Genomic DNA, 26,962 nt, shown 5'->3' with positions numbered 1-26,962 from the left:
TGACCGGACGCCGCCATGGACGAATCGCACTGCCGCTACCTGATCGAGCACTACCTGCAGGCCTACAACCGCTTCGACATCGAGGCCATGCTGGCGGTGCTGGCGCATAACGTGCGTTTCGAGAACCACAGCGGCAGCCAGCTGACGGTGGTCACCGAAGGCATCGATGCCTTCGGCGAACTGGCACGGCAATCGGCGCCGTTGTTCCGCGAGCGCGAGCAGCGGTTGCTCGAGCTGACCTTCAAGGATGGCGTGGCGCTGGCTAGCATCGGCTGGCGTGGCGTGTTCGCGCAGGACATTCCCGATGGTCCCAGCGCGGGCACGGAACTGGCACTGCAGGGACACAGCGAGTTCGCTTTTGAGGATGGTCGCATCGTGCGGATCGTCGACCGCAGCTGATGATCGATGGCCTCGGCCCGGCGTCTGGACAGCGGCCCCGACCGCGGTAGAATCCGCGCAACACCGCCCACGCGTGCCCGGCAAGGATGTCCGCATGCTGTATCAGGTTCTTGAGCTTCCAGGCTCCACGGGCTGTAGCGGCGCATGTGGATGGCCGAGCTCGGTTTTTCGTTCCTGGCCTGCCCTGCGCTATGATCCGCGCCAAGGCCAAGGTATGTGGCCGGCTGTCAACCACCACGAATGAGGAAAAGCGCATGGACGTCGCTACACACCGCAACAGGACGTTGTTTCGTTGGATCATGGTGACGCTGCTGGCGGTGTTGTTGCCGTTTGCAGCGCTGGCACAGCCCGCAGCCGGGCAGGCCGATGGCGCCGAAGCCGCCACTGCCGCGGAAGAGGCGCAGTGCCGCGCCTGCAGCTATGAGCGTATCGGGCACAAGGTCGATATCGGCCTGGTTGCACTGGTGTCGCTGCTGGTGGTGGGGCTGCTGGTAGCGGTGTCCCGCGAGTGGGGTACCACCTCGCAGCGCTGGACCTGCCGCACGCTGGCCCTGCTGCTGGTGGGCATCGGCCTGGCGTTGCTGTGGTGGGCTGGCAGCGTCGTCTACCTGGGCTACAACCCGTGGCAGGAAATGGCCGCCCCTGTCGATGGCTCGCTCACCTCGACATTGCTCAATACTTCACCGAAGTGGCTGGCGGCGCTGACGTTGATTGGGTTCGCGCCTTCCATCTGGAAGCGCAGCGAACGCCTGCCGGCCTGGCGTATCGGCTGACCCTGGAACGACGGCGCCGGGCCACACCGGCGCCGCCCGTGGCAATCAGTCAAAGCGCCAGCGCACGCCCGCATAGACGCCACGGCCCTCGCCCGGGGTCGAGCGCGCGACATCCTTGCCGGCGTCGTCGTAGCCCGGCGTGACCGTGGCGGCGTAGTGGCGGTTGCCGATGTTGCGCAGCTCGGCCCAGGCCTGCCAGCGGCCACCGGGTGCGTCGTAGCCGATGCGGCTGCCGAAGATCACATGGCTGTCGGCCCAGTAGCTGTTGGCGTAGTCCACGGCGATGCGCGAGGCGTATTCGGTATTGAGCGCGGCGTACAGGCCGGATGCATGATCGAAGCGCAGCTCGGCTTGATACGCGTGGCGCGGCAGGCCGGGCAGGCGGTTGCTGCCGAAACGCGCGTCGTGGCGGTAGCGGAAATCGCTGAAGGTGTACGCCTGGCGCAGCGACAAACGGCCCGGTGCAGCCTGCCACAGCGTGCTGTCCAATCCGGCTTCGATGCCGCGGTGCACGGTGGGGCTGGCGTTGTTCTCGGCGATGAACAGGTTCGGCACCGGTTGCAGTTCGACGCTGAGCAGTTCGTGGTTTAGGTGCGCGTAGTAGCCGGTCAGTTCCCAGCGACCCAGCGCCGCGTCACCGCGCGCACCCAGTTCCAGCGTGGTGGCTGTCTGGTTCTGCATTGGCACCGGCGCGCGCTGTCGGCCGGTGGACGGGCCATTGCCCGGCCCGAAGTACTGGTTCGAGCCCCAGATCATCGACCACGGATGCGGCGCTTCCACCGACCGGCTGAGGTTGCCGAACCACTGCGTCTGCGCGCTGTGCTGCCAGGTGAAACCCAGTCGCGGCGCGTAGTCCCAGACATGGTCGCGCAGGCGGCCGCCGCTGCTCGGCCAGGTCACCTGCACCTCGCGGCGGGTGTTGATCAGTGCCAGCCCGGTCTGCATGCGCAGGCGTTCATTGAAGGCGAGGGTATTGCTGACGTGCAGCGTGCTGTCGGTGCCGTGGTGGCGGAAGTCACGCGTGCGCGTGCCGGCAGCGTAGCCGTTGCTGGCAAAGCGCAGCGACTCGCGCACATCGGCGTCCAGATCGTGGGTGACGCGCAGGCCGACCGTGGTCTCGCTGTCCAGACCGAACAGCCGGTGGCGGCGGCGATAGTCCAGCGTGGCGTTGAGGTTGGCGTAGTCCAGCTGCTGCCGGTACAGGCTCTCGTTCAAGTCCATCGGGTACGTGTGATAGACCAGCCCGGCCTGCAATGAGGAGTCCTCATCGATCTGCAGCGTGGTGACGTTGCCCACCCAGGTGCTGCCCGGCTGCGGGCGACGCGCATCGATGGCCAGGTTGGCCGCGTTCGCGGCACGCGGATCGTTGCGGATCTGATCGCGGGTCAGGCGGCCGGGCGTTTCATGATTCGTTTCGCGATAGCGCACGAAGAAACGCGTCTGCAGGTCGGGGGTGATCTGCCAGCCGATGTTGGCCATCGCACCCTTGCCGTCGCCGCGTGCATGACGCTGGTAACCGTCGAATTCGGTATCGGTGTAGGCCAGGAAGTAGTCGACATCACCACTGACGCCGCCCCAGCTGATGCCGCGTTTCTGGTAGCCACGACTGCCGGCTTCGTAGTGCAGCTGCACGCCCGCCGAATCACGACCGCTGCGGCTGACGTAGTCGATGGCACCGCCCAGCGCCAGCGCGCCGCGCTCGAAGCCGTTGGCGCCGCGCAGCACTTCGACGCGCGACAGCCACAGCGGTTCCAGCAGCTCGTAGGGCGTGCCACCCGGGCCGGTCAGTGGCAGACCGTCGATCGACACAGCGATGCCCGAGGCGTGCGCGCCCGGACCGCGGTTGATGCCCGAGCCACGGATCGAGATCTTGGTGCCTTCGTTGCCCGGAGACTGCGCGCTGATGCCCGGCTGGTAGGCCAGCACATCGGCACTGCTGGACAGTCGGCTGCCGGCCTTGGCCACGTCGATGACGTTGCTGGCGCCGGGCACCCGCTTCAACGCCTCGCGCGCCTGAGCGCTGGCATCGGTGGCAGCGGTGACCTGCACGGCATCCAGCGTGGTGGCCTGCGGGGCCGCAGCGGCGGTGGAAGCTAGGCCGAGGGAAACGGCCAGGAACAACAGTGATCGGGTGGGACGGTACGACGAGAGCGACATGCAGGAGTGCTGTAAACCACGAAAGTGGCGCGCAAGTTAACAGGTCGGTGGCCCCCACGTCACCCTCCACCTGCGTATGGCCACCTGTGGTGGCCCTGTAGAGCCGAGCCCACGCTCGGCTATCGCGCGCAGCGCGGGTTCTCTGCGATCGCCACGAAGAACAGCCGAGCATGGGCTCGGCTCTACGGTTTACCGCGAAGGCTTCGCCAGCGCCTTGGCCTTCGCGTACAGCGCCTTGGCAATATCTGCATCGCCCAGCGCCGCATGGCATTCGGCCAGGCTGTCCCACGCGTTGGCCGAATCCGGATACAGCTCGGCGTTGAGCGCGAACACCTTCAGTGCCTTGCGTGCACCCAGGCTTTCGCGGATGGCGTAGCCATCGGCATTGATCGCGCGTTCCAGTTCGCCGGTGGGAACGCCATTGCTGTCGCGCAGCCAGCTATGCATCAGCGGTTTCGCATCGGCGCTGTCATCCAGCGCGTAGCCGATCAACCGCTCGGACAGCACAGCGTGCGGAAACTCCTGCGGCGCGGCCACCGCCATCGCGCTCTCCACCAGCGTGCTGGACCAGACATTGCGGGCGCTGCCGTTGGTCAGGTACACGAATACCCAGTAGCCACTGGCCAGCGTGCCCTTGTAGGCCAATCGCGCACGTACACGGGTGCCACCATCGTGACCGACCTGGGTGTAGCCGTCGCTTCGGGTGGTGTCCCAGCCGGTGGAGAAGAAATTGCTGCCGCCACCGGCCAGTTTCTGCGGCTGCCAGAGTGTTTCCAGGGTCGCCGTGCGCAGCAGCCTGCCAGTCGCCAGCGCCTGCAGGAAACGGTTCATGTTACCCACGGTGGTCTGCAGATCGGCATGGCCCCAACCGTAGTCCGGCCAGGGATCTTCATTGGCCGGCTGCAGCTGGGCGTCCTTGCCGATGTAAGGCACCGCCGCGCGCGTGGCTGGCACGCTGGTAACGCCCCATGAGGTGCTGGTCATCTTCAGCGGCTGCAGGATGCGTTCGCGCGCGATGGCCGGGTAGGGCTTGCGGTAATGCGCTTCCAGCAACGCGGTCAGCACCAGGTAGTTGGCCTGGGTGTACTGCACGCGGCTGCCGGTGGCGAACTGCATCGGTGTCGCGCCGGCCACCTTCAGTGCAGCGCCAAGGTCAGGCGCTACACCGAGGTAGCCCTTGCTCACCCAGCGGTTGTTCACGCGGTCGTAGTACTCACCGATACCTGAGCTGTGGTTGAGGAAATCGCGCACGTGGATCGCCTGCCATGCTGTGGGCAGGTCCGGCACATAGCGGCTGGCTGGTGCATCCAGATCTACTTTGCCCTGATCCACCAATTGCATCACCAGCGTGCTGGTCAGCAGCTTGGCCATCGACTGCGCGGCGAAGATGGTATCGACGGTGACCGGTGCATGGGTAGCGGGATCACGTTCACCGCTGGCGCCCTGATAGAGCACCTGGCCGTTGTGTGCGACCAGTACCGCCTGGCCGGCGATGCCGTAACGTTCACGGTTGGTCTGCAGCTGGGTGTCGAGCTGGGTAGAGAGAGCGGCGGGGACGTCACGCGCCGAAGCGGGCGGAATCACCAATAGCGTGCAGAGCAATGCGGCAGCGAACGTGAGGTACATCGCGGTGATCCATCAGCGGTGATGGCGCATGTTGGTCAGCGTCGGACACTGGGTCAAGCATGCAGAGCCGAGCCCATGCTCGGCTGCCTTCCGGTCAGGCGTCGTGACCCCGGAAGCATTGAGCCGAGCATGGCTCGGCTCTACAGGTGCCTTGCGGTAGTGCCGGCCGCTGGCCGGCACCCCTGCGATCAGCCCAGAATCCCCGGCAGATCCAGCCCCTTCTCCTTCGCACACTCCACCGCGATCTCATACCCCGCATCGGCATGGCGCATCACGCCGGTGGCCGGGTCGTTCCACAGCACACGCCCAATCCGCTTGGCTGCCGCCTCCGTGCCGTCGCAGACGATCACCATGCCGGCGTGCTGCGAGAAGCCCATGCCCACGCCACCGCCATGGTGCAGCGACACCCAGGTCGCGCCGCTGGCGGTGTTGAGCAGGGCGTTTAGCAGCGGCCAGTCGGACACCGCATCGGAGCCGTCGGCCATCGCTTCGGTTTCGCGGTTCGGCGAAGCGACGCTGCCGCTGTCCAGGTGGTCACGACCGATCACCACCGGCGCCTTCAGTTCGCCGTTGGCGACCATCTCGTTGAAGGCCAAGCCCAGGCGGTCGCGGTCACCCAGGCCGACCCAGCAGATGCGCGCCGGCAGGCCCTGGAACTTGATCTTCTCGGCGGCCATGTCCAGCCAGCGGTGCAGGTGCGGGTTGTCCGGAATCAGTTCCTTCACCTTGGCATCGGTCTTGGCGATGTCTTCCGGATCGCCGCTCAGCGCGGCCCAGCGGAACGGGCCGATGCCGCGGCAGAACAACGGGCGGATGTAGGCCGGCACGAAACCGGGGAAGTCGAAGGCATTGGCCACGCCTTCCTCCAGCGCCATCTGCCGCAGGTTGTTGCCGTAGTCCACGGTCGGCACGCCCAGTGCGTGGAAGCCGAGCATGGCGCGGATGTGGTTGGCCATCGACGCGCGCGCGGCCTTCTCCACTTCCTTGGGGGCGGAAACGCGCTTCTCATCCCACTGCTCGACGGTCCAGCCCTGCGGCAGGTAGCCGTTCACCGGGTCGTGCGCGGAAGTCTGGTCGGTCAGCAGGTCCGGCTTGATGCCGCGCGCCAGCAACTCAGCCAGCACATCGGCGACGTTGCCGAGCAGGCCCACCGACGTCGGTGTACCGGCCTTGCACGACTCGTCGATCAGGCGCAGCGCTTCGTCCAGATTGTCGGTCCAGGTATCCAGGTAACCGGTGCGCAGGCGCATGTCGATGCTGCTCTTGCGGCACTCGACGGCCAGGCAGGAGGCGCCGGCCATCACGGCAGCCAGCGGCTGTGCGCCGCCCATGCCGCCCAGACCGCCGGTGAACAGCCACTTGCCGGTCAGGTTGCCACCGAAGTGCTGGCGGCCCATTTCCACGAAGGTCTCGTAGGTGCCCTGCACGATGCCCTGCGCGCCAATGTAGATCCAGCTGCCGGCGGTCATCTGGCCGTACATGGCCAGGCCCTTCTTATCCAGCTCGTTGAAGTGGTCCCAGTTGGCCCAGCGCGGCACCAGGTTGGAATTGGCGATCAGCACGCGCGGCGCATCGGCGTGGGTGCGGAACACGCCCACCGGCTTGCCCGACTGCACCAGCAGGGTCTGGTCATCGTCCAGGCGCTTGAGCGTTTCGACGATGGCATCGAAGCTTTCCCAGTCGCGTGCGGCGCGGCCGATGCCGCCGTACACCACCAGTTCCTGCGGGCGTTCGGCCACGTCCGGGTGCAGGTTGTTCATCAGCATGCGCAACGGCGCTTCAGTCAGCCAGCTCTTGGCGTTGAGCGTGGTGCCGGTCGGCGCGGCGATGGTGCGGGACGGGTCGTTGCGGGTCATGCGGCGCTCCGGTTCGTAGCGAATTCAAGGCAGGCGTTGAGCACCTGCGCCAGGGTATGGCGCAGCGGTGCGGCGTGGTCGGGGTCGAGCGGGGTGGGCCAGCTGTGTTCGTCCACCTGGTCCGGCAGGGGTTCGTGCATGTAGCCACGGCAGGCCAGCTCCATCTGCAGGCTGTGCACGCCACCGGCGACGTTGCTGTAGTGGCGGGTGATCCAGCCGCCCTTAAAGCGGCCGTTGCGCACCTGGCTCATGCCGCTGATCTTCAGCAGGTTCTCCACCACATCGCTCAGCGCGTTGTCGCAGGAGGTGTCCGGAGCACCGGAGGGACCGGCGGTGCCGAGGTTGAACTGCGGCAGCTCGCCGTCGAACAGGTGCGGGATATGCGAGCGGATCGAATGCGCGTCGTACACCACCACGGTGCCGTGGCGTTCACGCAGGCGCGTGATCTGCGAAGCCAGCGCATCGTGGTAAGGCAGGAAATACGTGTCGCGGCGACGGGCGATTTCCGTTTCATCCGGCTCGCGGCCCGCGTGGTACAGCGGCTGGTTGTCGAAGGTGGTCAGCGGGCACAGGCCGGTGGTGTTCTGGCCTGGGTACAGCGACACACCGCTGGGATCACGATTGAGATCGATCACCGAACGTGAGATCGCCGAGCGCACCGTGGTCGCGCCCATGCCACGCACGAAGTCGTACAGTTCGTGCACCCACCAGTCGGCATCGCGGCGGGCCAGCCACGGCGAGTGGTAGTCGCCGATCAGGTCGTGCGGCAGCTCGCTGCCGGTATGCGGAAAGCTGACGATCAACGGGGCATCACCTTCGTGCACCGTCAGCCATTCAGGGCGGGCATTCATGCCTGGGGCTCCACGGTTGGCAACAGATCGGACAAGCCCTGCGCCAGCGCGCCGCTGCGCACCAGGTTGGTGGCGGTCACCATGTCAGGATGGAAGTAGCGGTCTTCTTCCAGCGTCGGTACCTGCGCACGCAGGGTGGCGCGCACGGTTTCCAGCGCGGCGCTGGAGCGCAGCGGTGCGTGGAAGTCGCAGCCCTGCGCGGCGGCCAGCAGCTCGATGCCGATAACGTTGGCGGCATTTTCGGCCATCTGCATCAGGCGGCGTGCGCCATGCGCGGCCATCGACACGTGGTCTTCCTGGTTGGCCGAGGTCGGAATCGAGTCGACGCTGGCCGGATAGGCGCGCTGCTTGTTCTCCGAGACCAGCGCGGCAGCGGTAACCTGCGGGATCATGAAGCCGGAATTCAGGCCGGGGCGCGGGGTCAGGAACGCAGGCAGGCCCGATAGCGCCGGGTCGACCAGCATCGCCAGGCGGCGCTCGCTGATCGAGCCGATCTCGCATACCGCCATCGCCAGCATGTCGGCGGCGAAGGCCACCGGCTCGGCGTGGAAATTGCCACCGGACAGCGCTTCACCGGTCTCGGTGAATACCAGCGGATTGTCGGAGACGCCGTTGGCTTCGATTTCCAGCGTGGTCGCTGCCTGGCGCAGGATGTCCAGTGCCGCGCCCATCACCTGTGGCTGGCAGCGCAGGCAGTACGGGTCCTGCACGCGCACGTCGTTGTCGCGGTGCGATTCGCGGATGCCCGAGTCCAGCATCAAGCTGCGCAGGGTGGCAGCGGTTGCGATCTGACCGCGCTGCCCACGCAGCGCATGGATACGCGGATCGAACGGCGTATCCGAGCCCTTGGCCGCTTCCACCGACAGCGCGCCGGTGACCAGTGCGGCCTGGAACACGGTTTCGATTTCAAACAGGCCGGCCAGTGCGTACGCAGTGGAGAACTGGGTGCCGTTGAGCAGGGCCAGGCCTTCCTTCGCGCCCAGCTCCACCGGCTGCAGGCCGGCGCGTGCCAGTGCGTCCACGGCGGGCAGGCGTTCGTCTCCGATGAAGGCTTCGCCCACGCCCAGCATCACGCTGGCCAGGTGCGAGAGCGGCGCCAGATCGCCGGAGGCACCGACCGAGCCCTGTGCGGGCACTACCGGCAGCACGTCCTTGACCAGCATCGCTTCCAGCAACAGCAGGGTCTCCTCGCGCACGCCCGAAGCGCCCTGGGCCAGGCTCACCAGCTTCAGCGCCATCATCAGCCGCACCACGTTGGCCGGCATCGGCTCGCCCACGCCGGCGGCATGCGAGAGCACGATGTTCCGCTGCAGGGTGGCCAGGTCTTCGCGCTCGATGCGCACGCTGGCCAGCTTGCCGAAGCCGGTGTTGATGCCATACACCGGCGCGCCCTTGGCGACGATGGCAGCCACGGTCGCGGCACTGGCACGCACGGCCGGCAGCGCGGCCGGGTCCAGTGCAAGCGGTGCACCGCGATAGGCCTGCCGCCACTGGGCGAGGGTGACATGGCCGGGGCGAAGAACCAGGGTGTTGCTCATGTGTTGCTCCAGGAGGCAGGCAGGTCGGGCTGTCCGCGCACCACGCGCGCGTGCAGCGGGTTGAATCCAATGCGATAGACCAGGTCGGCGGGGGCGTCGATGTCCCAGATCGCCAGGTCGCAGTCCAGGCCCACGGCCAGTCGCCCGATGCGCTCGCCATGGCCCAGCGCGCGCGCCGCTTCACGGGTGAAGCCGGCGATGCACTCGTCCACGGTCAGGCGGAACAGCGTAGCGCCCATGTTCATCGCCAGCAGCGGGCTGGTCAGTGGCGAGGTGCCCGGGTTGCTGTCGGTGGCCAGCGCCAGTGGCACGCCGGCCGCACGCAGCGCGGCGATCGGCGGCAGGGAGGTATCGCGGGTGAAATAGAAGGCACCGGGCAGCAGCACGGCGACGGTGCCGGCGGCGGCCATCGCGGCAATGCCGGCGTCGTCCAGATGTTCGATATGGTCAGCCGACAGCGCACCGAAGCCGGCCGCCAGTTCGGCACCATGCTGGTTGCTCAACTGTTCGGCATGGATCTTGATCGCCAGCCCGTGCGCGCGCGCTGCTTCGAAGACCTGACGGGCCTGTGCCGGCGAAAACGCGATGTTCTCGCAGAAGATGTCCACGGCCTCGGCCAGGCCTTCGGCGGCAATGGCCGGAATCATCACCTCGCACACTTCGTCGGTGTATTCCTGCGCCTCGCGGCCCGGCGGAATCGCGTGCGCGCCGAGGAAGGTGGTCACCACGTTGACCCGGCATTCCTCGCCCAGCGCGCGCGCCACCTGCAGCTGCTTGCGTTCGTCTGGCAGGGTCAGGCCGTAGCCGGACTTGATCTCGATCGTGGTCACGCCTTCGGCACGCATCGCCAGCAGGCGCGGCCGGCTTTCGCGGGCCAGCTGTTCCGGGGTGGCAGCACGGGTGGCGCGTACGGTGGAGACGATGCCACCGCCGGCACGGGCGATGTCGGCATAGCTGACGCCCTGCAGGCGCTGCTCGAACTCGTTGGCGCGGTTGCCGGCGTAGACCAGATGGGTGTGGCAATCGATCAGGCCGGGCGAAATCCAGCGGCCTTCGCCATCGATGCGGGTGGTTGGCTGCAGCTGGGCATCGCTGCCGGCTGGACCGACATGGACGATGCGGCCGTCAGCGCAGGCCAGTACGCCATCGCGGATGACACCCAGCCCTTCGCCATCGAGGGTGATCAGGTGAACGTTGGACCATAGGGTATCGACGTGCATGGCATCCACAACGCGGCTGTGCTTATATGTCTATACAATATAGGCGTCCATTTCGGGTTGTCCAGCCATGTCCGATTCGCGTTCCCCGCACTGTTTCCATGCCGCCCACGTCCTGCTGGCCGACGGCTGGGCCCGCGATGTCCGCCTGCAGGTGCAGGACGGCCGCATCACGGCGATCCACCCGGGGCAGGGCGGCCAGCACGGCGACACCCGCGTCGGTATCCTGGTGCCGGGCCTGCCCAACCTGCACAGCCACGCTTTCCAGCGCGGCATGGCCGGCCTGACCGAGATCGGCGGCGGCGACGGTGACAGTTTCTGGAGCTGGCGTGAGCTGATGTACCGCTTCCTGGCCCATCTGCGCCCGGACGCGGTGCAGGCCATCGCCGCCCAGGCCTACATGGAAATGCTGGAAAGCGGCTTCACCCGCGTCGGCGAATTCCACTACCTGCACCACGACGCCGATGGCCATGCCTATGCCAACCGCGCCGAAATGAGTGCGATGATCGCGGCGGCGGCCGACCAGACCGGTATCGGCCTGACCCTGCTGCCAGTGTTCTATGCACATGCCGATTTCGGCGGCGCGCCGCCGAATCCGGCGCAGCGACGCCTGATCCATGATGTAGAGGGATTTGCGCAGTTGCTGGACGCCGCCAAGCCGGCACTGGCCGCGCTGCCCGACGCGATACTCGGCATTGCCCCGCACAGCCTGCGTGCAGTCACCGGCGAGGAATTGAGTGCATTGCTGCCGCTCACCGGCGGTCCGGTACACATCCATATCGCCGAGCAGGTGCGCGAAGTCGAGGCCTGCCTGGCCTGGAGCGGCCAGCGTCCGGTGCAGTGGCTGTACGACCATGCACCGGTCGATGCGCGTTGGTGCCTGGTGCATGCCACCCACATCACCGATGACGAGCGCGCGGCCATTGTGGCCAGCCGGGCGGTGGCCGGCCTGTGCCCGATCACCGAAGCCAACCTGGGTGACGGTCTGTTCCCGATGCAGGCGTTCGCGCGCGAGGGCGGGCGCTTCGGTGTGGGCTCCGATTCCAATGTGCTGATCGACGCGGCCGAAGAACTGCGCCTGCTTGAATACGGTCAGCGCCTGACCCTGCGCGGTCGCAACGTGCTGGCGCCGGATGCCACCCGCAGCACCGGTCGCTTCCTGTTTGAAGGCGCACTGCACGGGGGCGCACAGGCCCTGGGCGTGGCCGCCGGCCTGCAGGTGGGGGCCAGTGCCGACCTGGTCGAGCTGGATGCTGAGCACCCCGCGTTGCAGGCGCGGCAGGATGACGCATGGCTTGACAGCTGGGTGTTCGCCGCACGTAATGGCGCGCTGCGATCGGTCTGGCGCCATGGCCGCCAATGCGTGGCCGAGGGCCGCCACCTGCAACGCGAGGCGATCACCACCGCCTTCGCCGCTGCGCTGAAGGGCGTGCTGGGCTGATCGCCTCCCGCCACAGAGACCCCATTACGTGAAGGCCAGCAAGTCCGCCACGCTCAACCAGCGTATCCGCAGCGATCTGGAAAGCCGCATCCTCAGCGGAGAATGGGCGCCGGGCTTTCGTATTCCGTACGAACACGAGCTGATGGAGCAGTACGGCTGCTCGCGGATGACGGTGAACAAGGTGCTGACCGCACTGGCCGAGAGCGGCATGATCGAGCGTCGCCGCCGCGCAGGTTCGTTCGTGGCGCGGCAGCCGCCGCACCTGGAGCAGGTGGCGCTGGAGATTCCCGATATCGCGATGGAGGTCGGCTCGCGCGGCCATCAGTACGCCTATCGTCTGCTGCAGCGCGAGCTGCGCCTTGCCGATGCCGGCAATGCCGGCGAAGTCGAGCTGGCGGGCCAGGAAAACCTGCTGGCGATGCGCTGCCTGCATCTGGCCGATGGTCGCCCGCTGGCGTTGGAGCATCGCCTGATCAGCCCGGTGGGCGTGCCCGAGGTGCTGGACGTTGATTTCAGCACCACCGCGCCGGGTAGCTGGTTGCTGCAGAACGTATCGTGGACCCGTGCCCAGCACCGCATCAGTGCCTGGGGCGCGGATCCTGCCACCGCCAAGCTGCTGGACGTGAAGCCCGGCACCGCCTGCCTGGTGATCGAGCGCCTGACGTGGCGCGGTGAGCAACCGATCACCCGCGTGCGTCAGGTGTTCCTGGGGGATGCCTGGGACCTGGTGGCGCGCTTCGCGCCGGGCGCGCGATAGGGATTCCATCCACGCATGGCGTGGATCTACCGAATCCCGGTTGGGATTACGCGACGCGTGTGAATCCCCGGTAGATCCACGCCATGCGTGGATGCTGCCCCATCAATACGTAGCGCACTGCCGCCAGCGCACCGGCTCATCCACGCCGGGGCGGGCGTTGAGCTGGATGCGCACGTTGCGCAGGGCGGGGTAGTGCAGCACTTCCTCGCAGACCTGCGGCCACACCGCGTCCAGCTCGCCGGTGCGGTTGATGGCCAGCGTCTGCCGGGTCAGCCAGACGCCGCTGGCGATCCCAGGCTTGCCGGCCAAGGCGCGGGACAGATCGGACTGGAAGCGCTCCAGGGTGGCGGCATCCGGGTTGGGGTTGCTGCGTGCGTCGGTGGAGGGCGTGGCCGGTGCAGGCGCGGCGGCCGTTGGCATGCTGGCGGGCGCCGGCGCCGGTTCGGACGCCACCTCAACCGCAGGCGCGACCGGCGCGGAGGCGACCGCCAGCATGCCAACGGGCGGGGCGTCCTGCACATGCAGCCCTTGCAGGCCCAAGCCGACCAGCAGGCCCAGCGTGGCCGAAGCCAGAGCGGCAATGGCGATCCGGCGCAGGGCTTCATGGCGGGCGCTGGCGCGCACACGGGTTTCGATTTCCGCCGGAAGATAGGGCTGCAGCAACGGCCACAGGCGCGGGCCGTCCAGCACCTCGACCGCCTGCTTCTCGGCGGCGCTGCGGCCGTCGCGTTCCATCCGGCCTTCGGTCAGCAGCACGCCGCCCTTGGCGCCGGCCAGGCGCGCGGCCGCACCCAGTTCGTTCACTGCGGCGGTGCCGATGCGGTACGCAAGGCCGTGCTTGCACGACACCAGCCAGCTGTTGGGGCCGTCACTGAGCAGGAAATCGCTGCTCGGCTCACGGGATTCCTCGCCCGGGTCATTCAGCTCTCGCAGGCCGCGCTGCTCGCGCAGCATGCGCTTGACCAGTACCGAGAATTCGCGCCAGTGCATGCCGGCCAAGGCCTGCAGGCCGAGTTGCATCTCCTTCTGCCGCCGCTTGATCCACCACAGATAGACAACGGCCAGGGAACAGGTAAGCAGGGCCGACAGCAGGGCCAGGATCCAGGGGAGCATGCAGGAGTAGGGCGGAAGGGGCGAAAGCGGAGAGCGACAGTGTAAAGGTCGCGGTGCCCGGCTGGGTCAGGATGTTCCTGACAGGAAGCGTGATGGAGCGCGCAGATCGGTATACGGCGGACACGAAAAACCCGCCAATCCTGAAGCCGTGAGGGGAGGGAACAAACGGCAGCCGAAGCGATTGGCGGGTTGCTCGCGATTGTCAATCAAATTTTATTGCATTGCAACATGCGCCCTGTCAGGGCACGCCGCCGGGTGACTGGTGGCTGCCAGGTGCGGGGGCATCGGCGCCCGAGGCCGCACGGTTTTCCAGCTTGGCCAACCGCGCGTGCAGCGCGTCGATCCGGGCCTCCAGCGCAGTCACCTCGTCGGCAGTGGGTACGTGCAGGCGCTTGAGCACGCCCTGCACCTGGTCATCAAAGGCCTTCTCAACCTTGGTCCAGGTGCCGGAGGCCCTTTCGCGGGCCTCGTCCAGCGAGGTCTCGACGTTGTCGCGCCAGCCCGGGCCCTGTTCGCCGTGGCGTTCACGGCGGCGGGCCTCCCAGGCTTCGCCTTCCTTCACCAGACCCTCAAAGAAGCGGCTGCCTTCAGCCTGTGCACGGCCAAGAGCGCCCAGGCCGGCCAGCCAGACCTGCTGCGCCGAGTCACTCAGCTTGCGCGAGAAGCGCTCGGCCTGGTCACCGAACGAGGCGTCGTCGTTGCGGCGGTCGTCGTTTTCGTAGTGGTTCATCGCACTTCCCGTGGGAGTTGGGCCTGTCCCGAGAGTAGCGCGCGTTGGCGTTGCACGGCCGTGACGGCCGCCGCCGGGGTTCAGCCCAGCTTTTCCTTCAGCACGCGCTGGATCTCGCCTTCGACCATGCCCTTCATTGCCGACAGCAGGAAGCCGAGCTTGGCGGTCACGCGCACGGCGCCCGGCTGCAGTTCGATCGCACCGTCCACGCCGCTGCCGGAGAAATTCAGTACGTCGGCGGTCCAGGACGACTTCAGGCCGAAGCGCTCGGACAACTTGGCGGCAACCTGTTCGATCGCGGCGCGCGCCTGTGCGTCGGGCAGGGCGTGGGCGTGGCGGACATCGATGGTGGACATGCAGGCTCCTGGCGCAGGGCGGGGATGATCAATGAGGGCGAGCATTGTGCGCATCGAGGGCCTCCGCGCCAAGCACTCATCGTGGGTTCTTCTTCGTTGGCGGCCAACCTGCTAGGCTGCGCCGCGTGCAGAACCTGCTTGTTCACTTCAGTCAACAACAACAGCCCGACCAGCCGCTGAGGCCCGGGGTGCAACGCATCGTGCGCCAGGCCAACGGCAGTGTGCGGCTCGGCGATGCCGGCAACGGCGCCCTGCTGCTGGCGCAGTTCTGCATGGACGATCGCGGCCTCTGGTTGCAGGTCGGCAACGGCATCCGCGGCATCCACGTGAACGGCCGCCCGGTGCGGCGCATGGCGCTGCTGCGTGCGGGCGATGCGGTGTACGTGGATGGTGTGGAGATGGTCCTGCAGGGCGAGGTAGAGAGCCTGCTGCAGGCGCCTGCGCCGAAGAACGACGACGGCTCCGATGAGCAGCAGCGCCTGCTGCGCGGCGTCGGCGGCCTGCACCATGGCCGCAGCTTCACCCTGTCGCGAACCCGCTTGGTCGGTCGCGGCGGCGACGCCGACATCGAGATCAATGAGCCGGCCTTCGCCGAACAGCACGCCCGTGTGGAAGTGCATGGCGAGCGCGTGCTGCTGCGCGATCTGGGCAGTGCCGACGGCACCCGGGTCAACGGCGTGGCCGTGCGCCACTGCTGGCTGCAGGCGGGCGACCAGGTGGTGTTCGATGGCCAACACCGGTTCGTGCTGGAAGTACCGCATGACCCACGCCGACGCCCGCTGCCGGATGAAGACGAGTCCAGCCAGGACGCCGAGCAGGCGCCGGTGCTGCCGGCCGTGCCGCGCAGGGTCCGGCGCTGGCCGTGGCTGCTGGTCAGTGCGCTGCTGCTGGCCGCGCTGCTCAGCCTGCTGCTCTGGTTCGGCGCGCGCTGATCTGCTTCCGCTGGGGCTGCTTTGGTAGATGCCGACCTTGGTCGGCACGCTCCATCAGGGCTCATGACGCCTGGCAGCACACGGCTTTGGTAGGTGCCGACCTTGGTCGGCACGCTCCTTCGGTGGCCATGACGCCCGACGGCGTACGCCAACCAAGGTTGGCGGCTACCGGTGCTGTGCGCCCGGCCAATGGATTCCAATGAAACCAAATTTCCCTTGCGCCACAAGGCCGCAAGGCTGGTGCACTGCGGCATACTAGGGATCTTGCCCCACAGGTGTGACATGACGCGCGCGTTCAACTTCAGTGCCGGCCCTGCGACCTTGCCGGAATCGGTCCTGCGCCAGGCGCAGGCGGAAATGCTGGACTGGCACGGTACCGGTGCCTCGATCGTGGAAATGAGCCATCGCGGCGCGGAATTCATGTCCGTGGCCGCCGAGGCCGAGGCCGACCTGCGTCGCCTGCTCGATATCCCCGAAGACTATGCGGTGCTGTTCCTGTCCGGTGGTGCCACCACCCAGCAGGCCTTGATCCCGCTCAACTTCGCCGCCCCCGGCCAGCGCGCTGATTACGTGGTCAGTGGCCACTGGGGCAAGACGGCGGTCAAGCAGGCCGGTGTCTACGTCGACGTCAACATCGCCGCCAGCAGCGAGGCCAACGGCTACCGCGAGCTGCCGGCACGTGCCGACTGGCGGCTGTCACCCGATGCCGCCTACGTGCACATCACCGCCAACGAGACCATCCACGGCGTCGAGTTCCGTGATGTGCCCGACACCGGCAACGTTCCGCTGATCGCTGATTTCAGCTCGTCCATCGCCAGCGAGCCGCTGGACGTGCGCCGTTATGGCGTGATCTATGCTGGCGCGCAGAAGAACCTCGGCCCGGTCGGCATCGCGGTGATGATCATCCGCCGCGACCTGCTCGAGCGCAGTGGCCAGCCGCGTGCGGACATCTTCGATTACCGCTCACACGTCGCCCGCGATTCGATGCTCAACACCCCGCCGACCTGGAACTGGTACCTGGCTGGCCTGGTGTTCAAGTGGATGCTGGCCGAAGGCGGCGTGGCCGAGTTCGCCAAGCGCAACGCCGCAAAGGCCGCGTTGGTTTACGGCGCCATCGACGGCTCTGGCGGCTTCTACCGCAACGAGGTCGCACATGCGGCCCGTTCGCGGATGAACATCCCGTTCTTCCTGCCCGATGCCGAGCTCGATGCCCGCTTCGTCGTCGAAGCCAAGGCCGCTGGCCTGCTGGCGCTGAAGGGGCACAAGGTGGTCGGGGGCATCCGCGCTTCGCTGTACAACGCCATGCCGCTGGCCGGGGCCGAGGCGCTGGTCGCCTTCATGGCCGATTTCCAGCAGCGTCACGGCTGAGCAATGAACGGCGCGCACCGTCGGGTGCGGGCCCCGCAACAAGGAATTCCGATGGCAAGCAGCAAATCCAGCAAGACGACGCCGAAGAAGGCCGAACCGGCCAAGGACAGCGCGCCCGCCAAGGCGAAGGGCAAGGCCAAGTCCGCCTCGAACCCGGCACCCACCCTGGCGCCGCTGGCGCTGGCCGATGTGCGTTCAAAGATCGACCAGATCGACCGCGACATCCAGGGCCTGATCGCCGAGCGCGCGCGCTTCGCCCATCAGGTCGGCAAGGCCAAGGGCAAGCTCGCCGCCGCCGTCGACTACTACCGCCCCGAGCGCGAAGCGCAGGTGCTGCGCATGGTGGTGGATCGCAACGAAGGCCCGCTCAGCGATGAGCTGCTGGTGCACGTCTACCGCGAGATCATGTCGGCCTGCCTGGCCCAGCAGGAGCCGCTGAAAATCGGCTACCTGGGTCCGGAAGGTACCTTCAGCCAGCAGGCCGTGCTCAAGCACTTCGGTCGCTCCGCGCTGGGCCTGCCGATGGCCAGCATCGAAGAAGTGTTCCAGGAAGTGGAAGCAGGCAATGCCGATTTCGGCGTGGTGCCGGTGGAAAATTCGGGGCAGGGCACCATCCAGATCACCCTGGACATGTTCCTGACCTCCAACCTGAAGATCTGTGGCGAAGTGGAACTGCGCGTACAGCAGTACCTGATGTCGCGCAGCGGCCGCATCGAGGACATCGAGCGCATCTACGCGCATCCGCAGTCGTTCATGCAGACCTCGGCGTGGCTGCGCGCCAACCTGCCGAAGGCCGAGAAGATTCCGGTCTCGAGCAATGCCGAAGGTGCGCGCCGTGCGCGCAACGCCGATGATGCGGCGGCCATCGGCGGTGAGAGCGCCGGCCATGTGTACGGCCTGAAGAAGGTGGTCACCAAGCCGATCCAGAACGATGCCGACAACACCACCCGCTTCCTGGTGGTGGGCCGCAACATCTTCCCGACCTCCGGCCACGATCGCACGTCGGTGCTGGTGTTCATCCATGACAAGCCCGGTGCGCTGTTCGACGTGCTCAGCCCGTTCGCCCGCCACGGCATCAGCATGAACCGCATCGAGTCGCGCCCGTCGCACCACGGCAAGTGGGAATACGGCTTCTTCATCGACCTGGCCGGCCACATCGACGACGCGCCGATGCAGGCCGCGCTGGCCGAACTGGAAGCGCACTCGGCGCAGATCAAGGTGCTGGGTTCCTATCCGGTGGCCGTGCCCTGAGAGTTGCTGTGGCGGCCTCGGTCGCCGCCCCCTGATGCATCGCCGGCGCTGCCGGCGTTTACGGAATGATCGAACGATGAGCAACGCGCAACACTGGATCGCCCGCAAGGGCCAGCCGCTGCAGGGCAGCCTGACCATTCCCGGCGACAAGTCGGTCTCGCACCGCTCGGTGATGTTCGCCGCGCTGGCCGATGGTACCTCGCATATCGAAGGCTTCCTGGAAGGCGAAGACACCCGCGCGACCGCGCGCATCTTCAGCCAGCTGGGTGTGCGCATCGAAACGCCCAGCCCGTCGCAGCGCATCGTGCACGGCGTCGGTGTCGACGGCCTGCAGGCCCCGGATGCGCCGCTGGACTGCGGCAACGCCGGCACCGGCATGCGCCTGCTGGCCGGCCTGCTGGCAGGCCAGGCGTTCGACTGCACGCTGATCGGCGATGAGTCGCTGTCCGGCCGCCCGATGCGCCGTGTCACCGGCCCCCTGTCGCAGATGGGCGCGAAGATCGACACCCAGGATGACGGCACGCCGCCGCTGCACGTGCATGGCGGCCAGACGCTGCATGGCATCGACTTCGCCTCGCCGGTGGCCAGCGCGCAGATCAAGTCGGCGGTGTTGCTGGCAGGCCTGTACGCACAGGGCGAAACCAGCGTTGTCGAACCGCACCCGACCCGCGACTACACCGAACGCATGCTGTCCGCGTTCGGCGTGGACATCGAATTCTCGCCGGGCAAGGCGCGCCTGCGCGGTGGTCAGCGCCTGCGCGCCACGGACATCGTGGTGCCGGCTGACTTCTCGTCTGCCGCGTTCTATCTGGTGGCTGCCAGCATCATTCCCGGCTCCGAGCTGCGCTTGAAGCAGGTCGGCCTGAATCCGCGCCGCACCGGCCTGCTGCACGCGCTGCGGCTGATGGGTGCGGACATCACCGAAGAGAATCCGGCCGAGCAGGGCGGTGAACCGGTGGCGGACCTGGTGGTGCGCTACGCCCCTTTGAAGGGCGCGCGCATTCCGGAAGAGCTGGTGCCAGACATGATCGATGAGTTCCCGGCGCTGTTCGTTGCGGCAGCAGCGGCCGAAGGCCAGACCGTGGTGAGCGGTGCAGCCGAGCTGCGGGTGAAGGAGTCGGACCGCCTTGCGGCGATGGCCACCGGCCTGCGCGCGCTGGGCATGCAAGTGGACGAGACCGAAGACGGCGCCACCCTGCACGGCGGCGTGCGCCTGGGCAGCGGCACCATCGAAAGCCACGGTGACCATCGCATTGCCATGGCGTTCGCCATTGCCGGCCAGGTCAGTGACGGCGAAGTGCGCATCAACGACATCGCCAACGTCGCCACATCCTTCCCGGATTTCGATGGCTTGGCGCGCAGCGCCGGGTTCAACCTGGCCTGATCAGCATCGCGACCGCCGGGTCATGCCCGGCGGATCGCACTGCCTGGCAGGTGCCAACCTTGGCCGGCACGCTCACATCAGCCGGTAGGTGCCAACCTTGGTTGGCACGCCTTTCCGCATAAAAGGACGGAGGCCGAAGCCTCCGTCTAAACATCACGAACCCCTCGTCCGCGATCAACGCTGCTCGGTACGGAAATCCACCGGGACCCGCACCACGCTGGCGACGGCACGGCCTTCGTGCATCGCCGGCTGGAACTTCCAGTTCTGCACGGTGTTCAGCACCGCACGATCCAGGTCGCGGCTGCGCTCGCCGCTGCGCGAAACGATCGCGGCATTGGCGACATTGCCGCGGGTATCGACATTCAGGCTGGCGATCACGCTGCCCTGCACGCCACTACGCAGCGCGGCGGCGGGGTAGGTGGGCATGCGGTTGCTGGCCAGCGGGCGGGCCTCACGATTGCGCACCACCGGTGAGGCCTTCCGCGAAGCGGTAGCCGGCGCCGCCTGGCGCGCTGCGGGCACCGCTGCATCGGCTACTGCGGCCTGCTCAGGGGCTGGCAACATGCGCTCGCCGACCGGCGCCGGCGCCACATCTTCCTGGTTGGAATGACGCAGCCACAGCAGGGCGGCTGCAAACATCGCCACGATCAGCGCGATCCACATCCAGGGCGACGTGGGCTTGTGCTGCACGCTTGAATCCTGCTGCAGCTGCGGCGAATGAAGGTCTTCGTGGGTGGTGGCAGTCATCGCAAACTCCTTCCGTCAATGGACGACGTGGGCAGTGTTGCCCGAGCCATGGACGGGAAGTGTCAGCGTTGCGTCAACGTCACCGGCAGGGTTCAGTTTGCCTGCCGGGAAGTGTTCAGTTACTGCGTCTTGAAGTCGAACGGCACTTCAATGCTGCCGGGCACGGCCTGGCCGTTGCTCTGCGCCGGGGTGAAACGCCAGCGGCGCACGGCGTCGGTGGCGGCACGGTCGAGTTCGCGCGAACCGCTTCGCTGGATCACCGTGGCGTTGTTGGGATAGCCGGTGGCGTCCACATCCACGCGTACCACCACGGTGCCGGTTTCACCGGCGCGCAGTGCAGCGGCGGGATAGGACGGTGGCGGCGACTGACCGGCAATCGGCATCGGTTGGCTGTTGCCGGTCGTGGCAGGCGCCGCGCCCGGGGTGGCCGGGGCCGGCTCGGCGATCGGGGCGGGCGGCGGCGGGGCGGTTTCGACCAGCTTCGGCGCTTCCTCCTCCACCGGTGCCGGCTTGGCGTCCGGCATGTCGCTGGAACCGGCCGCAGCGGCCAACGGTTCCGGCAGGGGCTCGACCTGGGCGGTTTCCTGCGGGGTCTGTGCGGCCGGGTCGGCGCGGAAGAACTCCTTGTCACGGCCGGTCAGCCAGACCAGCACGAACAGCAGCACGCCCACGCCGAAGGCGATGCCGGCGATCTTCAGGGCGTTGCGCGGGATATGCACAGTGAACGACTTGGCGGACGACGAGCGGGGTGCAGACATGGACCGGACCAGTACGGAATGGCTCGATTCTGCCACGGCCAGAATGAACCGGGCGGCAGAAATCCGTATAACAAGCGATAATCCCATCCCTGATACCCACCACGACACCTGCCATGCTTGATCCAGCCCTGCTCCGCCACCAGCCCGCCGACCTCGCCGAACGCCTGCGCACCAGCCGTGGCTTCGAGCTCGACGTGTCTGCCCTGGAGTCCCTGGAGGCTGATCGCAAGCGCATCCAGGTGCGGACCCAGGAGCTGCAGAGCCTGCGCAACAGCCGTTCCAAGGCCATCGGCCAGGCCAAGGCCAAGGGCGAAGACGTTTCGGCCATCATGGCCGAGGTCGCTGCCTTCGCCGACGAGCTGAAGGCCTCGGAAGTGGCCCTGGATGAGCTGCGCGAGAAGATCGAAGCGATCTCGATGGGCATTCCGAACCTTCCGGCCGATGACGTGCCGGCCGGTGCCGACGAGAACGAGAACGTGGAGCAGGCGCGCTGGGGTACCCCGCGCCAGTTCGACTTCAAGGTGCTCGACCACGTTGAGCTGGGCGCCCGCAACAAGTGGCTCGACGGCGAGACCGCGGCCAAGCTGTCCGGCTCGCGATTCACTGTGCTGCGCGGCCCGATCGCGCGCCTGCATCGTGCCCTGGCCCAGTTCATGCTCGACCTGCACAGCGGGGAGCATGAGTACCAGGAGACCAACGTGCCGGTGATCGTCAATGCCGACAGCTTGTACGGCACCGGTCAGCTGCCCAAGTTTGAAGAGGACATGTTCATCACCCAACTGGGTGAGCAGAAGCGTTATCTGATCTCGACCTCGGAAATTTCGCTGACCAACATCGCTCGCGACGAGATCCTCGACGCTGAGCGCCTGCCGCTGCGCATGACCGCCCACTCGCTGTGCTTCCGTTCCGAAGCCGGCAGCGGCGGCCGCGACGTGCGCGGCATGATCCGCCAGCACCAGTTCGAGAAGGTCGAGCTGGTCTCGATCTGTCGCCCGGAAGAGAGCGATGCTGAACACCAGCGCATGACCCGTTGCGCCGAAGTGGTGCTGGAAAAGCTGGGCCTGCCGTACCGCAAGGTGCTGCTGTGTACCGGCGACATGGGCTTCTCGGCGGTGAAGACCTACGACCTGGAAGTCTGGCTGCCGTCGCAGGAGACCTATCGCGAGATTTCCTCGTGCTCGAACTGTGGTGATTTCCAGGCCCGCCGCATGCAGGCCCGCTGGCGCAACCCGGCCACCGGCAAGCCGGAACTGGCGCACACGCTGAACGGCTCGGGCGTGGCTGTTGGCCGCGCGATGATCGCAGTGATGGAGAACTACCAGAACGCTGACGGCAGCATCACCGTGCCGGAGGCCCTGCGCCCGTACATGGGCGGCCTGGAAACCATCGCCTGATTCCCTGATCGGGCGGCGCTGCGGCTCTGGTGGGTGCCATGCTTGCATGGCACCGAATCCACGCCATGCGTGGATGAACCGCCGTGATCACTCCACAGCGCGAAACTTCTCCAACGGCACCCATCCCGGGTCGCCGGCCTCCGGCACGCACCACGCCCAGCCATTGAGCGTGCGCTGCCCGCGCAGCAGCTGCCCGGGATCCATATCCAGTTCCCGCGCGCAGTAATCCTCCGTGGCAAACGCGCCACCCTGCGCATCCCGACCGATCACAGGCGCCGGTACGAATCCAGGCCGCTGCCCTCCGGCTTCGCACAGGAACCAGTCGTCCCAGCCCTCCGGGCCTTCATAACGTTCGCCCACCACTAGTGCCTGACCACGGCGCAGGGTGATCGGGTGCGGAAACTCGCTGCGGTGTGCAGTGGTCACGATGTAGTTCATGGCCCCAGCCTAACGTTCTGGTGAGCGCCGTGCATGGCAGCGAATCCACGCACACGTGCAGCAGATCCACGCCATGCGTGGATGGGGCCCTCTGACCAGACACAAAAAAACGGCCCCGCAAAGCGGGGCCGCCAGGGTGGGCCGGGATGGGGGAGGGGATCCCGGCCCGCGTTCAGCGCCCAGACGAGGAGAGAGGGGCGCCGAACGCTGGAACGCTTATGCAGCAGCGGCTTCGGCCGCTTCGTGCGACGGCAGTGCTGCCAGCGCACCGGCAATGGCGTCTTCACGGTGCTGCGGCGAGTAGGCGATGCCTTCGGCGCGCACGAACTCGACGTCATTGATGCCCATGAAGGCGAACACCTGGCGCAGGAATGGCTCCTGGAAGTCGGCCGGCGAGTCGGTGTAGATGCCGCCACGGCTGCTGGCGATGATCACCCGCTTGCCACCGGCCAGGCCCACCGGGCCGTTCTCGGTGTACTTGAAGGTGCGGCCGGCCACGGCCACGCGGTCGATCCAGGCCTTCAGCGTGGACGGGATGCTGAAGTTGTACATCGGTGCGCCGATCACCACGATGTCGGCCTCAAGGAACTGCTGCATCACCTGTTCGGCATCGGTTGCCTCGGCGGCGTCGGTCCTGGCCAGCGAGCTGCTGCGCAGATGCGGTACCGGATCTGCGTCAAGATCGCGATAATCGACCTGCAGGCCGTCGATCTGGCCGGTGAAGCGGGCGACCACGGCGGCCGACAGCTGGCGGGACACGGAGTTGTCGCCAAGCACGCTGGCGTCGAGATGCAGAAGCTTCATGGCAGTCACCTATGTTCTGGGAGGAAGGGGCGGGGTGCCCCGCCGACGGAGAGAACGATAGGTTGTTGCAAAGGCGGGATAAAGGTGGTTGAATGCCACGTATTGTTCTAGATATGGAACTCGGGCATGCATGACCTGAATGATCTGTACTATTTCGCGATGGTGGTCGACCACGGCGGGTTCGCCGCCGCCGAGCGTGCACTGGGTATTCCCAAGTCGCGCCTGAGCCGCCGCATCAGCCAGCTGGAAACCGACCTGGGCGTGCGCTTGCTGCAGCGCTCCACCCGTCGTTTCGCCGTGACCGACGTCGGCACCAGCGTGCACCGCCATGCGCAGACGATGCTGGCCGAGGCCCAGGCCGCCCGCGAAGTGGTGGACCGCCTCAGTGCGGAACCGCGCGGCGTGGTGCGCGCCAGCGTGCCGGTGTCGCTGGCGCAGATGCAGCTGCCCAAACTGCTGCCCAAGTTCCTTGAGCAGTACCCGAAGGTGCGCCTGCAGTTGAACATCAGCAACCGCCGCGTGGACATCATCAACGAAGGCTACGACGTGGCCCTGCGCGTGCGTTCGCGCCTGGATGACGATGGCAGTCTGGTGATGCGCAGCTTCGGCCAGGTGCAGGAACTGCTGGTGGCCAGCCCGAAGTACCTGGATCGCGCCGGCCGCCCGAAGGACCCGGAAGAGTTGACCCAGCACGTCACCCTCAGCATCAGCGAAGACGAAGCGCGTCAGCGCTGGGAGCTGCACGGCCCGGAAGGCGAAGTGCGCCGGGTCGACCTGCAGCCGCGCGTGGCCGGCTTCGACTTCCCGCTGCTGCAGAGCATGGTGAAGGACGGTTTCGGCATCACCATGCTGCCGGAAACCGTCTGCGCCGACGCCGTGCGCAACGGCGAGCTGGAAGTGGTGCTGCCCGACTGGTCGCTGCCGCAGGGCGTGTGCCACGCTGTGTTCGCCTCGCGCCGCGGCCTGCTGCCGGCGGTGCGCGTGTTCATCGACTTTCTGGCCGAGCACCTGCCGCCGCAGCTGGAGGCCTCGCGCCTGGATTGCGGTGGCGCCTGTGAAAAGGCCAAGGAGCGGATCAAGGCCAGTGCGCTGGGTGCGCTGGCGGTGGATGCGGGCTGAGAATGCAGGAAGGTAGCGCCGGGCCATGCCCGGCGTTTCTGTATTCCGGCGCCGATTAGTTCCGGCCGAACAGCCGGTCCCAGAAGCTGCGCCGCGGCGGTGCGGCCGGTGCGGGCTCGGCAATGACCGGTGCTTCCAGCACCGCTATCAGCTCCGCGCTGCGTGGTTTCTTCAGGAAACGCGCATAGTCCAGATAGCTGGTCACCTTGCTCATGTGCAGGCGCTCGGGCATCGCCGGCAATGTGCCGCCCTGCAACAGCACCCGCAATGCCTGCGGACGATCCAGGCGGATCGCCTCGAACAGCGCGGTGCCGCCGCATCCGGGCTCAATCTGGTTGGCGCGCTGTGGCGCATCCTTCAGCAGGTCACGCAGCGCATCCGCGTCATCGCGCTCTACGGCGGCTACCAGCCGTGCCAACGCTTCGGCTTCTTCTGGTGGAAGGCTTTCGCGATAGGCCTGGTCGGCGATCTCGCGCTCATCGCGCCCGTCACCGCCCTGGATGCACAGGAAATCGGTGACCAGAGCGACCGGAATGCCGGAGGTATCCAGTGCCCAGTAGCTCGGATAGACGCCGTCGCCCCAGCCGCTGGTGAATACGACCAGGCCATGCGGTGAGTCCTCGCCCCAAGGGCGGTATTCGGCGCCTTCATCCAGGCCATCGTGATCGATCAGTGCATCCGACCATTCACTCTCTTCGTCGCCATCGGCCTGTTCGATCAGCGCCAGCAGCGCCTGCTGGGTGTCGGTATCCATGAAACAACCGATGCCGGCGTCGACCGGGTAGCCGATGAAGCTGTCCTCATCCAGTCCGGTCAGGTCCTGCGTGGTCCAGTGCGCCATCTGCCAGTGCAGGGCGGTCGCAGTGAGAGCTTCGCGAGGCTTGAACCAGACCACGGCCAACGCCGGGCGGCCGCTGTGCACGATGATCTCGACCGGATGCCGGCCCAGCGGCGCGGTGTAGTCGGCCAGCGCCGGCGCCTCGGCCTGGACCAGCGGATCGCAGACCACCAGATGCCCGCTGCTGACCGGCAGGTGCCCGGCGAAGGCGCGGTGCAGGGCCACTGCGGCCAGCTGGGTGTCGTCCAGCAGGGTGGTGCGCAGGTTGGCCAGGTCGAGGTGGGCCATGGGGGCTCCGATTGCGGTGAAGGCCCCACCGTGCCGGATGCGAAGGGTGGGGGCAAGGGTGGTCTTGGGCAAATGCGCTTCACGTGCGAGAATACGCCGCTGCCCGGGCGACCGGGACCCGATTGGAGAGATGGCCGAGCGGTTTAAGGCACCGGTCTTGAAAACCGGCGAAGGGTTAAACCTTCCGTGGGTTCGAATCCCACTCTCTCCGCCAGGATTCCAGAAGGCCCCTAGAGATAGGGGCCTTTTTGTTTTCTCAGGCTTCTCTACCTGCGCAGCTGTCCTCAGCTGACGAGAGGGGGGCGCAAAAATCTCCCCGCAGAGAATCAAAGAATCGATTCTGGCCGTTGCTGCATTGGAAGTGGTCCCGCTGTTTCGCGCTGAGTCTGCTGTCGATGACCCTGCTGTGGCTCGAACAGGAAGCGGTGCGCCGTACCCCTGTGTCCTTCTGAGTCGGCGGATAAGAAGGGCTCCCATCGGATCGGTGGGATGTTCCAAGAGACATGAGCGCGAAACGCCGTTTACTGAGCTAGTATTCAGGTTTCACGGATAGGACTGATCATGAGTGAAATGGATGCGGTGGACCCGGCTTCGGCAGAACGGTCACGAGTAGAGAGTGAGACGCTGCCGCTTGTCATCCAGACGGTCGGAGGTTTGTCGGCCGCGGTTGGCGTCATCAGCATCGTGTTGGCGCTTACTGGCACTGTTCCCTGGCTTCTGGGATCAGGTGTCTCCGCGCTTCTTGCGGCGCCCTTTCTTTATGGCTTTGCGGACATCGTGCTCAGCTTGAGAAGGCTGTGCTCAAAGCGTTGACGCAGGCGCTGGAG

25 protein-coding genes and 1 tRNA gene are annotated in these 26,962 nt (G+C 66.9%); 12 read left to right on the top strand and 14 right to left on the bottom strand.

The window, feature by feature from the left end; genetic code table 11:
* The first annotated feature begins 15 nt into the window (after positions 1 to 15).
* Together FQS62_RS14405 and FQS62_RS14400 are read left to right on the top strand one after the other, a co-directional pair.
* Positions 16 to 399 (top strand): nuclear transport factor 2 family protein, encoded by a 384-nt coding sequence (locus FQS62_RS14405; protein ID WP_088479845.1) that lies wholly within the window; start codon positions 16 to 18, stop codon positions 397 to 399.
* A 254-nt stretch (positions 400 to 653) separates the two neighbouring features.
* Positions 654 to 1,172: a hypothetical protein gene (locus FQS62_RS14400; protein WP_088479867.1), complete on the top strand. Its 519-nt coding sequence runs from the start codon at positions 654 to 656 to the stop codon at positions 1,170 to 1,172.
* A gap of 45 nt (positions 1,173 to 1,217) precedes the next feature.
* Here the strand turns inward: FQS62_RS14400 and FQS62_RS14395 are convergent, their stop codons facing one another.
* The 6 genes from FQS62_RS14395 to hutI all read right to left on the bottom strand — a co-directional run bounded on the left by FQS62_RS14395 (position 1,218) and on the right by hutI (position 10,420).
* Entirely contained in the window at positions 1,218 to 3,329 is a 2,112-nt protein-coding gene (locus tag FQS62_RS14395; protein WP_208042940.1) for a TonB-dependent receptor family protein, read from the bottom strand.
* A gap of 189 nt (positions 3,330 to 3,518) precedes the next feature.
* Positions 3,519 to 4,955, bottom strand: coding sequence for a serine hydrolase domain-containing protein (locus FQS62_RS14390; RefSeq protein WP_208042939.1), 1,437 nt, complete (start codon positions 4,953 to 4,955; stop codon positions 3,519 to 3,521).
* A 188-nt stretch (positions 4,956 to 5,143) separates the two neighbouring features.
* Positions 5,144 to 6,811, bottom strand: a complete 1,668-nt coding sequence (gene hutU / locus FQS62_RS14385; RefSeq protein ID WP_049448568.1) for a urocanate hydratase — start codon at positions 6,809 to 6,811, stop codon at positions 5,144 to 5,146.
* Positions 6,808 to 7,662: an N-formylglutamate deformylase gene (gene hutG, locus FQS62_RS14380; RefSeq protein WP_208043231.1), complete on the bottom strand. Its 855-nt coding sequence runs from the start codon at positions 7,660 to 7,662 to the stop codon at positions 6,808 to 6,810. The genes hutU and hutG overlap by 4 nt, the downstream gene beginning before the upstream one ends.
* Entirely contained in the window at positions 7,659 to 9,200 is a 1,542-nt protein-coding gene (hutH, locus tag FQS62_RS14375; protein ID WP_208043230.1) for a histidine ammonia-lyase, read from the bottom strand. Before hutH ends, hutG begins: the two co-directional genes overlap by 4 nt.
* Positions 9,197 to 10,420 (bottom strand): imidazolonepropionase, encoded by a 1,224-nt coding sequence (gene hutI, locus FQS62_RS14370; protein WP_208043229.1) that lies wholly within the window; start codon positions 10,418 to 10,420, stop codon positions 9,197 to 9,199. The genes hutH and hutI overlap by 4 nt, the downstream gene beginning before the upstream one ends.
* Positions 10,421 to 10,487: 67 nt before the next feature.
* Between hutI and FQS62_RS14365 the strand changes: the two genes are divergently transcribed.
* Both FQS62_RS14365 and hutC read left to right on the top strand, forming a co-directional pair.
* Positions 10,488 to 11,858 (top strand): formimidoylglutamate deiminase, encoded by a 1,371-nt coding sequence (locus FQS62_RS14365; protein WP_208043228.1) that lies wholly within the window; start codon positions 10,488 to 10,490, stop codon positions 11,856 to 11,858.
* A 28-nt stretch (positions 11,859 to 11,886) separates the two neighbouring features.
* The gene (gene hutC / locus FQS62_RS14360) at positions 11,887 to 12,615 is read left to right on the top strand and encodes a histidine utilization transcriptional repressor HutC (protein ID WP_088481130.1); all 729 of its coding nucleotides are present in this window, start codon (positions 11,887 to 11,889) and stop codon (positions 12,613 to 12,615) included.
* A 102-nt stretch (positions 12,616 to 12,717) separates the two neighbouring features.
* Here the strand turns inward: hutC and FQS62_RS14355 are convergent, their stop codons facing one another.
* The 3 genes from FQS62_RS14355 to FQS62_RS14345 all read right to left on the bottom strand — a co-directional run bounded on the left by FQS62_RS14355 (position 12,718) and on the right by FQS62_RS14345 (position 14,814).
* Positions 12,718 to 13,728, bottom strand: a complete 1,011-nt coding sequence (locus tag FQS62_RS14355; protein ID WP_208043227.1) for a restriction endonuclease — start codon at positions 13,726 to 13,728, stop codon at positions 12,718 to 12,720.
* Positions 13,729 to 13,966: 238 nt separating this feature from the next.
* Positions 13,967 to 14,458 carry a phasin family protein gene (locus tag FQS62_RS14350; protein ID WP_208043226.1) on the bottom strand — a complete coding sequence of 164 codons (492 nt, stop codon included), beginning with the start codon at positions 14,456 to 14,458 and terminating at the stop codon, positions 13,967 to 13,969.
* Positions 14,459 to 14,538: 80 nt separating this feature from the next.
* On the bottom strand, positions 14,539 to 14,814 hold the full coding sequence (locus FQS62_RS14345; RefSeq protein ID WP_005417302.1) for a polyhydroxyalkanoic acid system family protein: 276 nt from the start codon (positions 14,812 to 14,814) through the stop codon (positions 14,539 to 14,541).
* 125 nt (positions 14,815 to 14,939) lie between these two features.
* Between FQS62_RS14345 and FQS62_RS14340 the strand changes: the two genes are divergently transcribed.
* The 4 genes from FQS62_RS14340 to aroA all read left to right on the top strand — a co-directional run bounded on the left by FQS62_RS14340 (position 14,940) and on the right by aroA (position 19,749).
* Complete coding sequence (locus tag FQS62_RS14340) at positions 14,940 to 15,746, top strand: FHA domain-containing protein (protein WP_049448556.1); 807 nt, start codon at positions 14,940 to 14,942, stop codon at positions 15,744 to 15,746.
* 282 nt (positions 15,747 to 16,028) lie between these two features.
* Positions 16,029 to 17,114: a 3-phosphoserine/phosphohydroxythreonine transaminase gene (gene serC, locus FQS62_RS14335; protein ID WP_208043225.1), complete on the top strand. Its 1,086-nt coding sequence runs from the start codon at positions 16,029 to 16,031 to the stop codon at positions 17,112 to 17,114.
* Positions 17,115 to 17,159: 45 nt separating this feature from the next.
* Positions 17,160 to 18,365, top strand: coding sequence for a prephenate dehydratase (pheA, locus tag FQS62_RS14330; RefSeq protein WP_170935769.1), 1,206 nt, complete (start codon positions 17,160 to 17,162; stop codon positions 18,363 to 18,365).
* Between the two features lie 76 nt (positions 18,366 to 18,441).
* The gene (gene aroA, locus FQS62_RS14325; RefSeq protein ID WP_208043224.1) at positions 18,442 to 19,749 is read left to right on the top strand and encodes a 3-phosphoshikimate 1-carboxyvinyltransferase; all 1,308 of its coding nucleotides are present in this window, start codon (positions 18,442 to 18,444) and stop codon (positions 19,747 to 19,749) included.
* A gap of 174 nt (positions 19,750 to 19,923) precedes the next feature.
* On the opposite strand, the gene FQS62_RS14320 is transcribed toward aroA, so the two are convergent.
* Both FQS62_RS14320 and FQS62_RS14315 read right to left on the bottom strand, forming a co-directional pair.
* Positions 19,924 to 20,496 (bottom strand): energy transducer TonB, encoded by a 573-nt coding sequence (locus FQS62_RS14320; protein ID WP_208043223.1) that lies wholly within the window; start codon positions 20,494 to 20,496, stop codon positions 19,924 to 19,926.
* A 119-nt stretch (positions 20,497 to 20,615) separates the two neighbouring features.
* On the bottom strand, positions 20,616 to 21,254 hold the full coding sequence (locus FQS62_RS14315; protein ID WP_049448545.1) for an energy transducer TonB: 639 nt from the start codon (positions 21,252 to 21,254) through the stop codon (positions 20,616 to 20,618).
* Positions 21,255 to 21,367: 113 nt separating this feature from the next.
* On the opposite strand from FQS62_RS14315, the gene serS reads away from it, so the two are divergent.
* Positions 21,368 to 22,648 (top strand): serine--tRNA ligase, encoded by a 1,281-nt coding sequence (gene serS / locus FQS62_RS14310; protein WP_208043222.1) that lies wholly within the window; start codon positions 21,368 to 21,370, stop codon positions 22,646 to 22,648.
* Positions 22,649 to 22,735: 87 nt separating this feature from the next.
* On the opposite strand, the gene FQS62_RS14305 is transcribed toward serS, so the two are convergent.
* Together FQS62_RS14305 and FQS62_RS14300 are read right to left on the bottom strand one after the other, a co-directional pair.
* Positions 22,736 to 23,086 (bottom strand): ligand-binding protein SH3, encoded by a 351-nt coding sequence (locus FQS62_RS14305; RefSeq protein ID WP_208043221.1) that lies wholly within the window; start codon positions 23,084 to 23,086, stop codon positions 22,736 to 22,738.
* Positions 23,087 to 23,302: 216 nt separating this feature from the next.
* Positions 23,303 to 23,890, bottom strand: coding sequence for an FMN-dependent NADH-azoreductase (locus FQS62_RS14300; RefSeq protein WP_049448540.1), 588 nt, complete (start codon positions 23,888 to 23,890; stop codon positions 23,303 to 23,305).
* A 126-nt stretch (positions 23,891 to 24,016) separates the two neighbouring features.
* Here FQS62_RS14300 and FQS62_RS14295 point away from each other — a divergent pair, with 126 nt between their 5' ends.
* Positions 24,017 to 25,009, top strand: coding sequence for a LysR family transcriptional regulator (locus tag FQS62_RS14295; protein ID WP_005410175.1), 993 nt, complete (start codon positions 24,017 to 24,019; stop codon positions 25,007 to 25,009).
* A 55-nt stretch (positions 25,010 to 25,064) separates the two neighbouring features.
* Here FQS62_RS14295 and FQS62_RS14290 read toward each other — a convergent pair whose 3' ends face one another.
* On the bottom strand, positions 25,065 to 26,135 hold the full coding sequence (locus FQS62_RS14290; protein WP_208043220.1) for a DUF4241 domain-containing protein: 1,071 nt from the start codon (positions 26,133 to 26,135) through the stop codon (positions 25,065 to 25,067).
* Positions 26,136 to 26,259: 124 nt separating this feature from the next.
* On the opposite strand from FQS62_RS14290, the gene FQS62_RS14285 reads away from it, so the two are divergent.
* Positions 26,260 to 26,349, top strand: a tRNA-Ser gene (locus tag FQS62_RS14285).
* A 347-nt stretch (positions 26,350 to 26,696) separates the two neighbouring features.
* Positions 26,697 to 26,948 (top strand): hypothetical protein, encoded by a 252-nt coding sequence (locus FQS62_RS14280; RefSeq protein ID WP_135274248.1) that lies wholly within the window; start codon positions 26,697 to 26,699, stop codon positions 26,946 to 26,948.
* Positions 26,949 to 26,962: the final 14 nt, after the last annotated feature.

Source organism: Stenotrophomonas sp. SBJS02 (genome assembly GCF_020428325.2).
GTDB classification, from domain to species: Bacteria; Pseudomonadota; Gammaproteobacteria; order Xanthomonadales; family Xanthomonadaceae; genus Stenotrophomonas; species Stenotrophomonas africana.
Note: the sequence above shows the minus strand (reverse complement) of the source record. Positions and strands in the feature narration are given on the sequence as shown.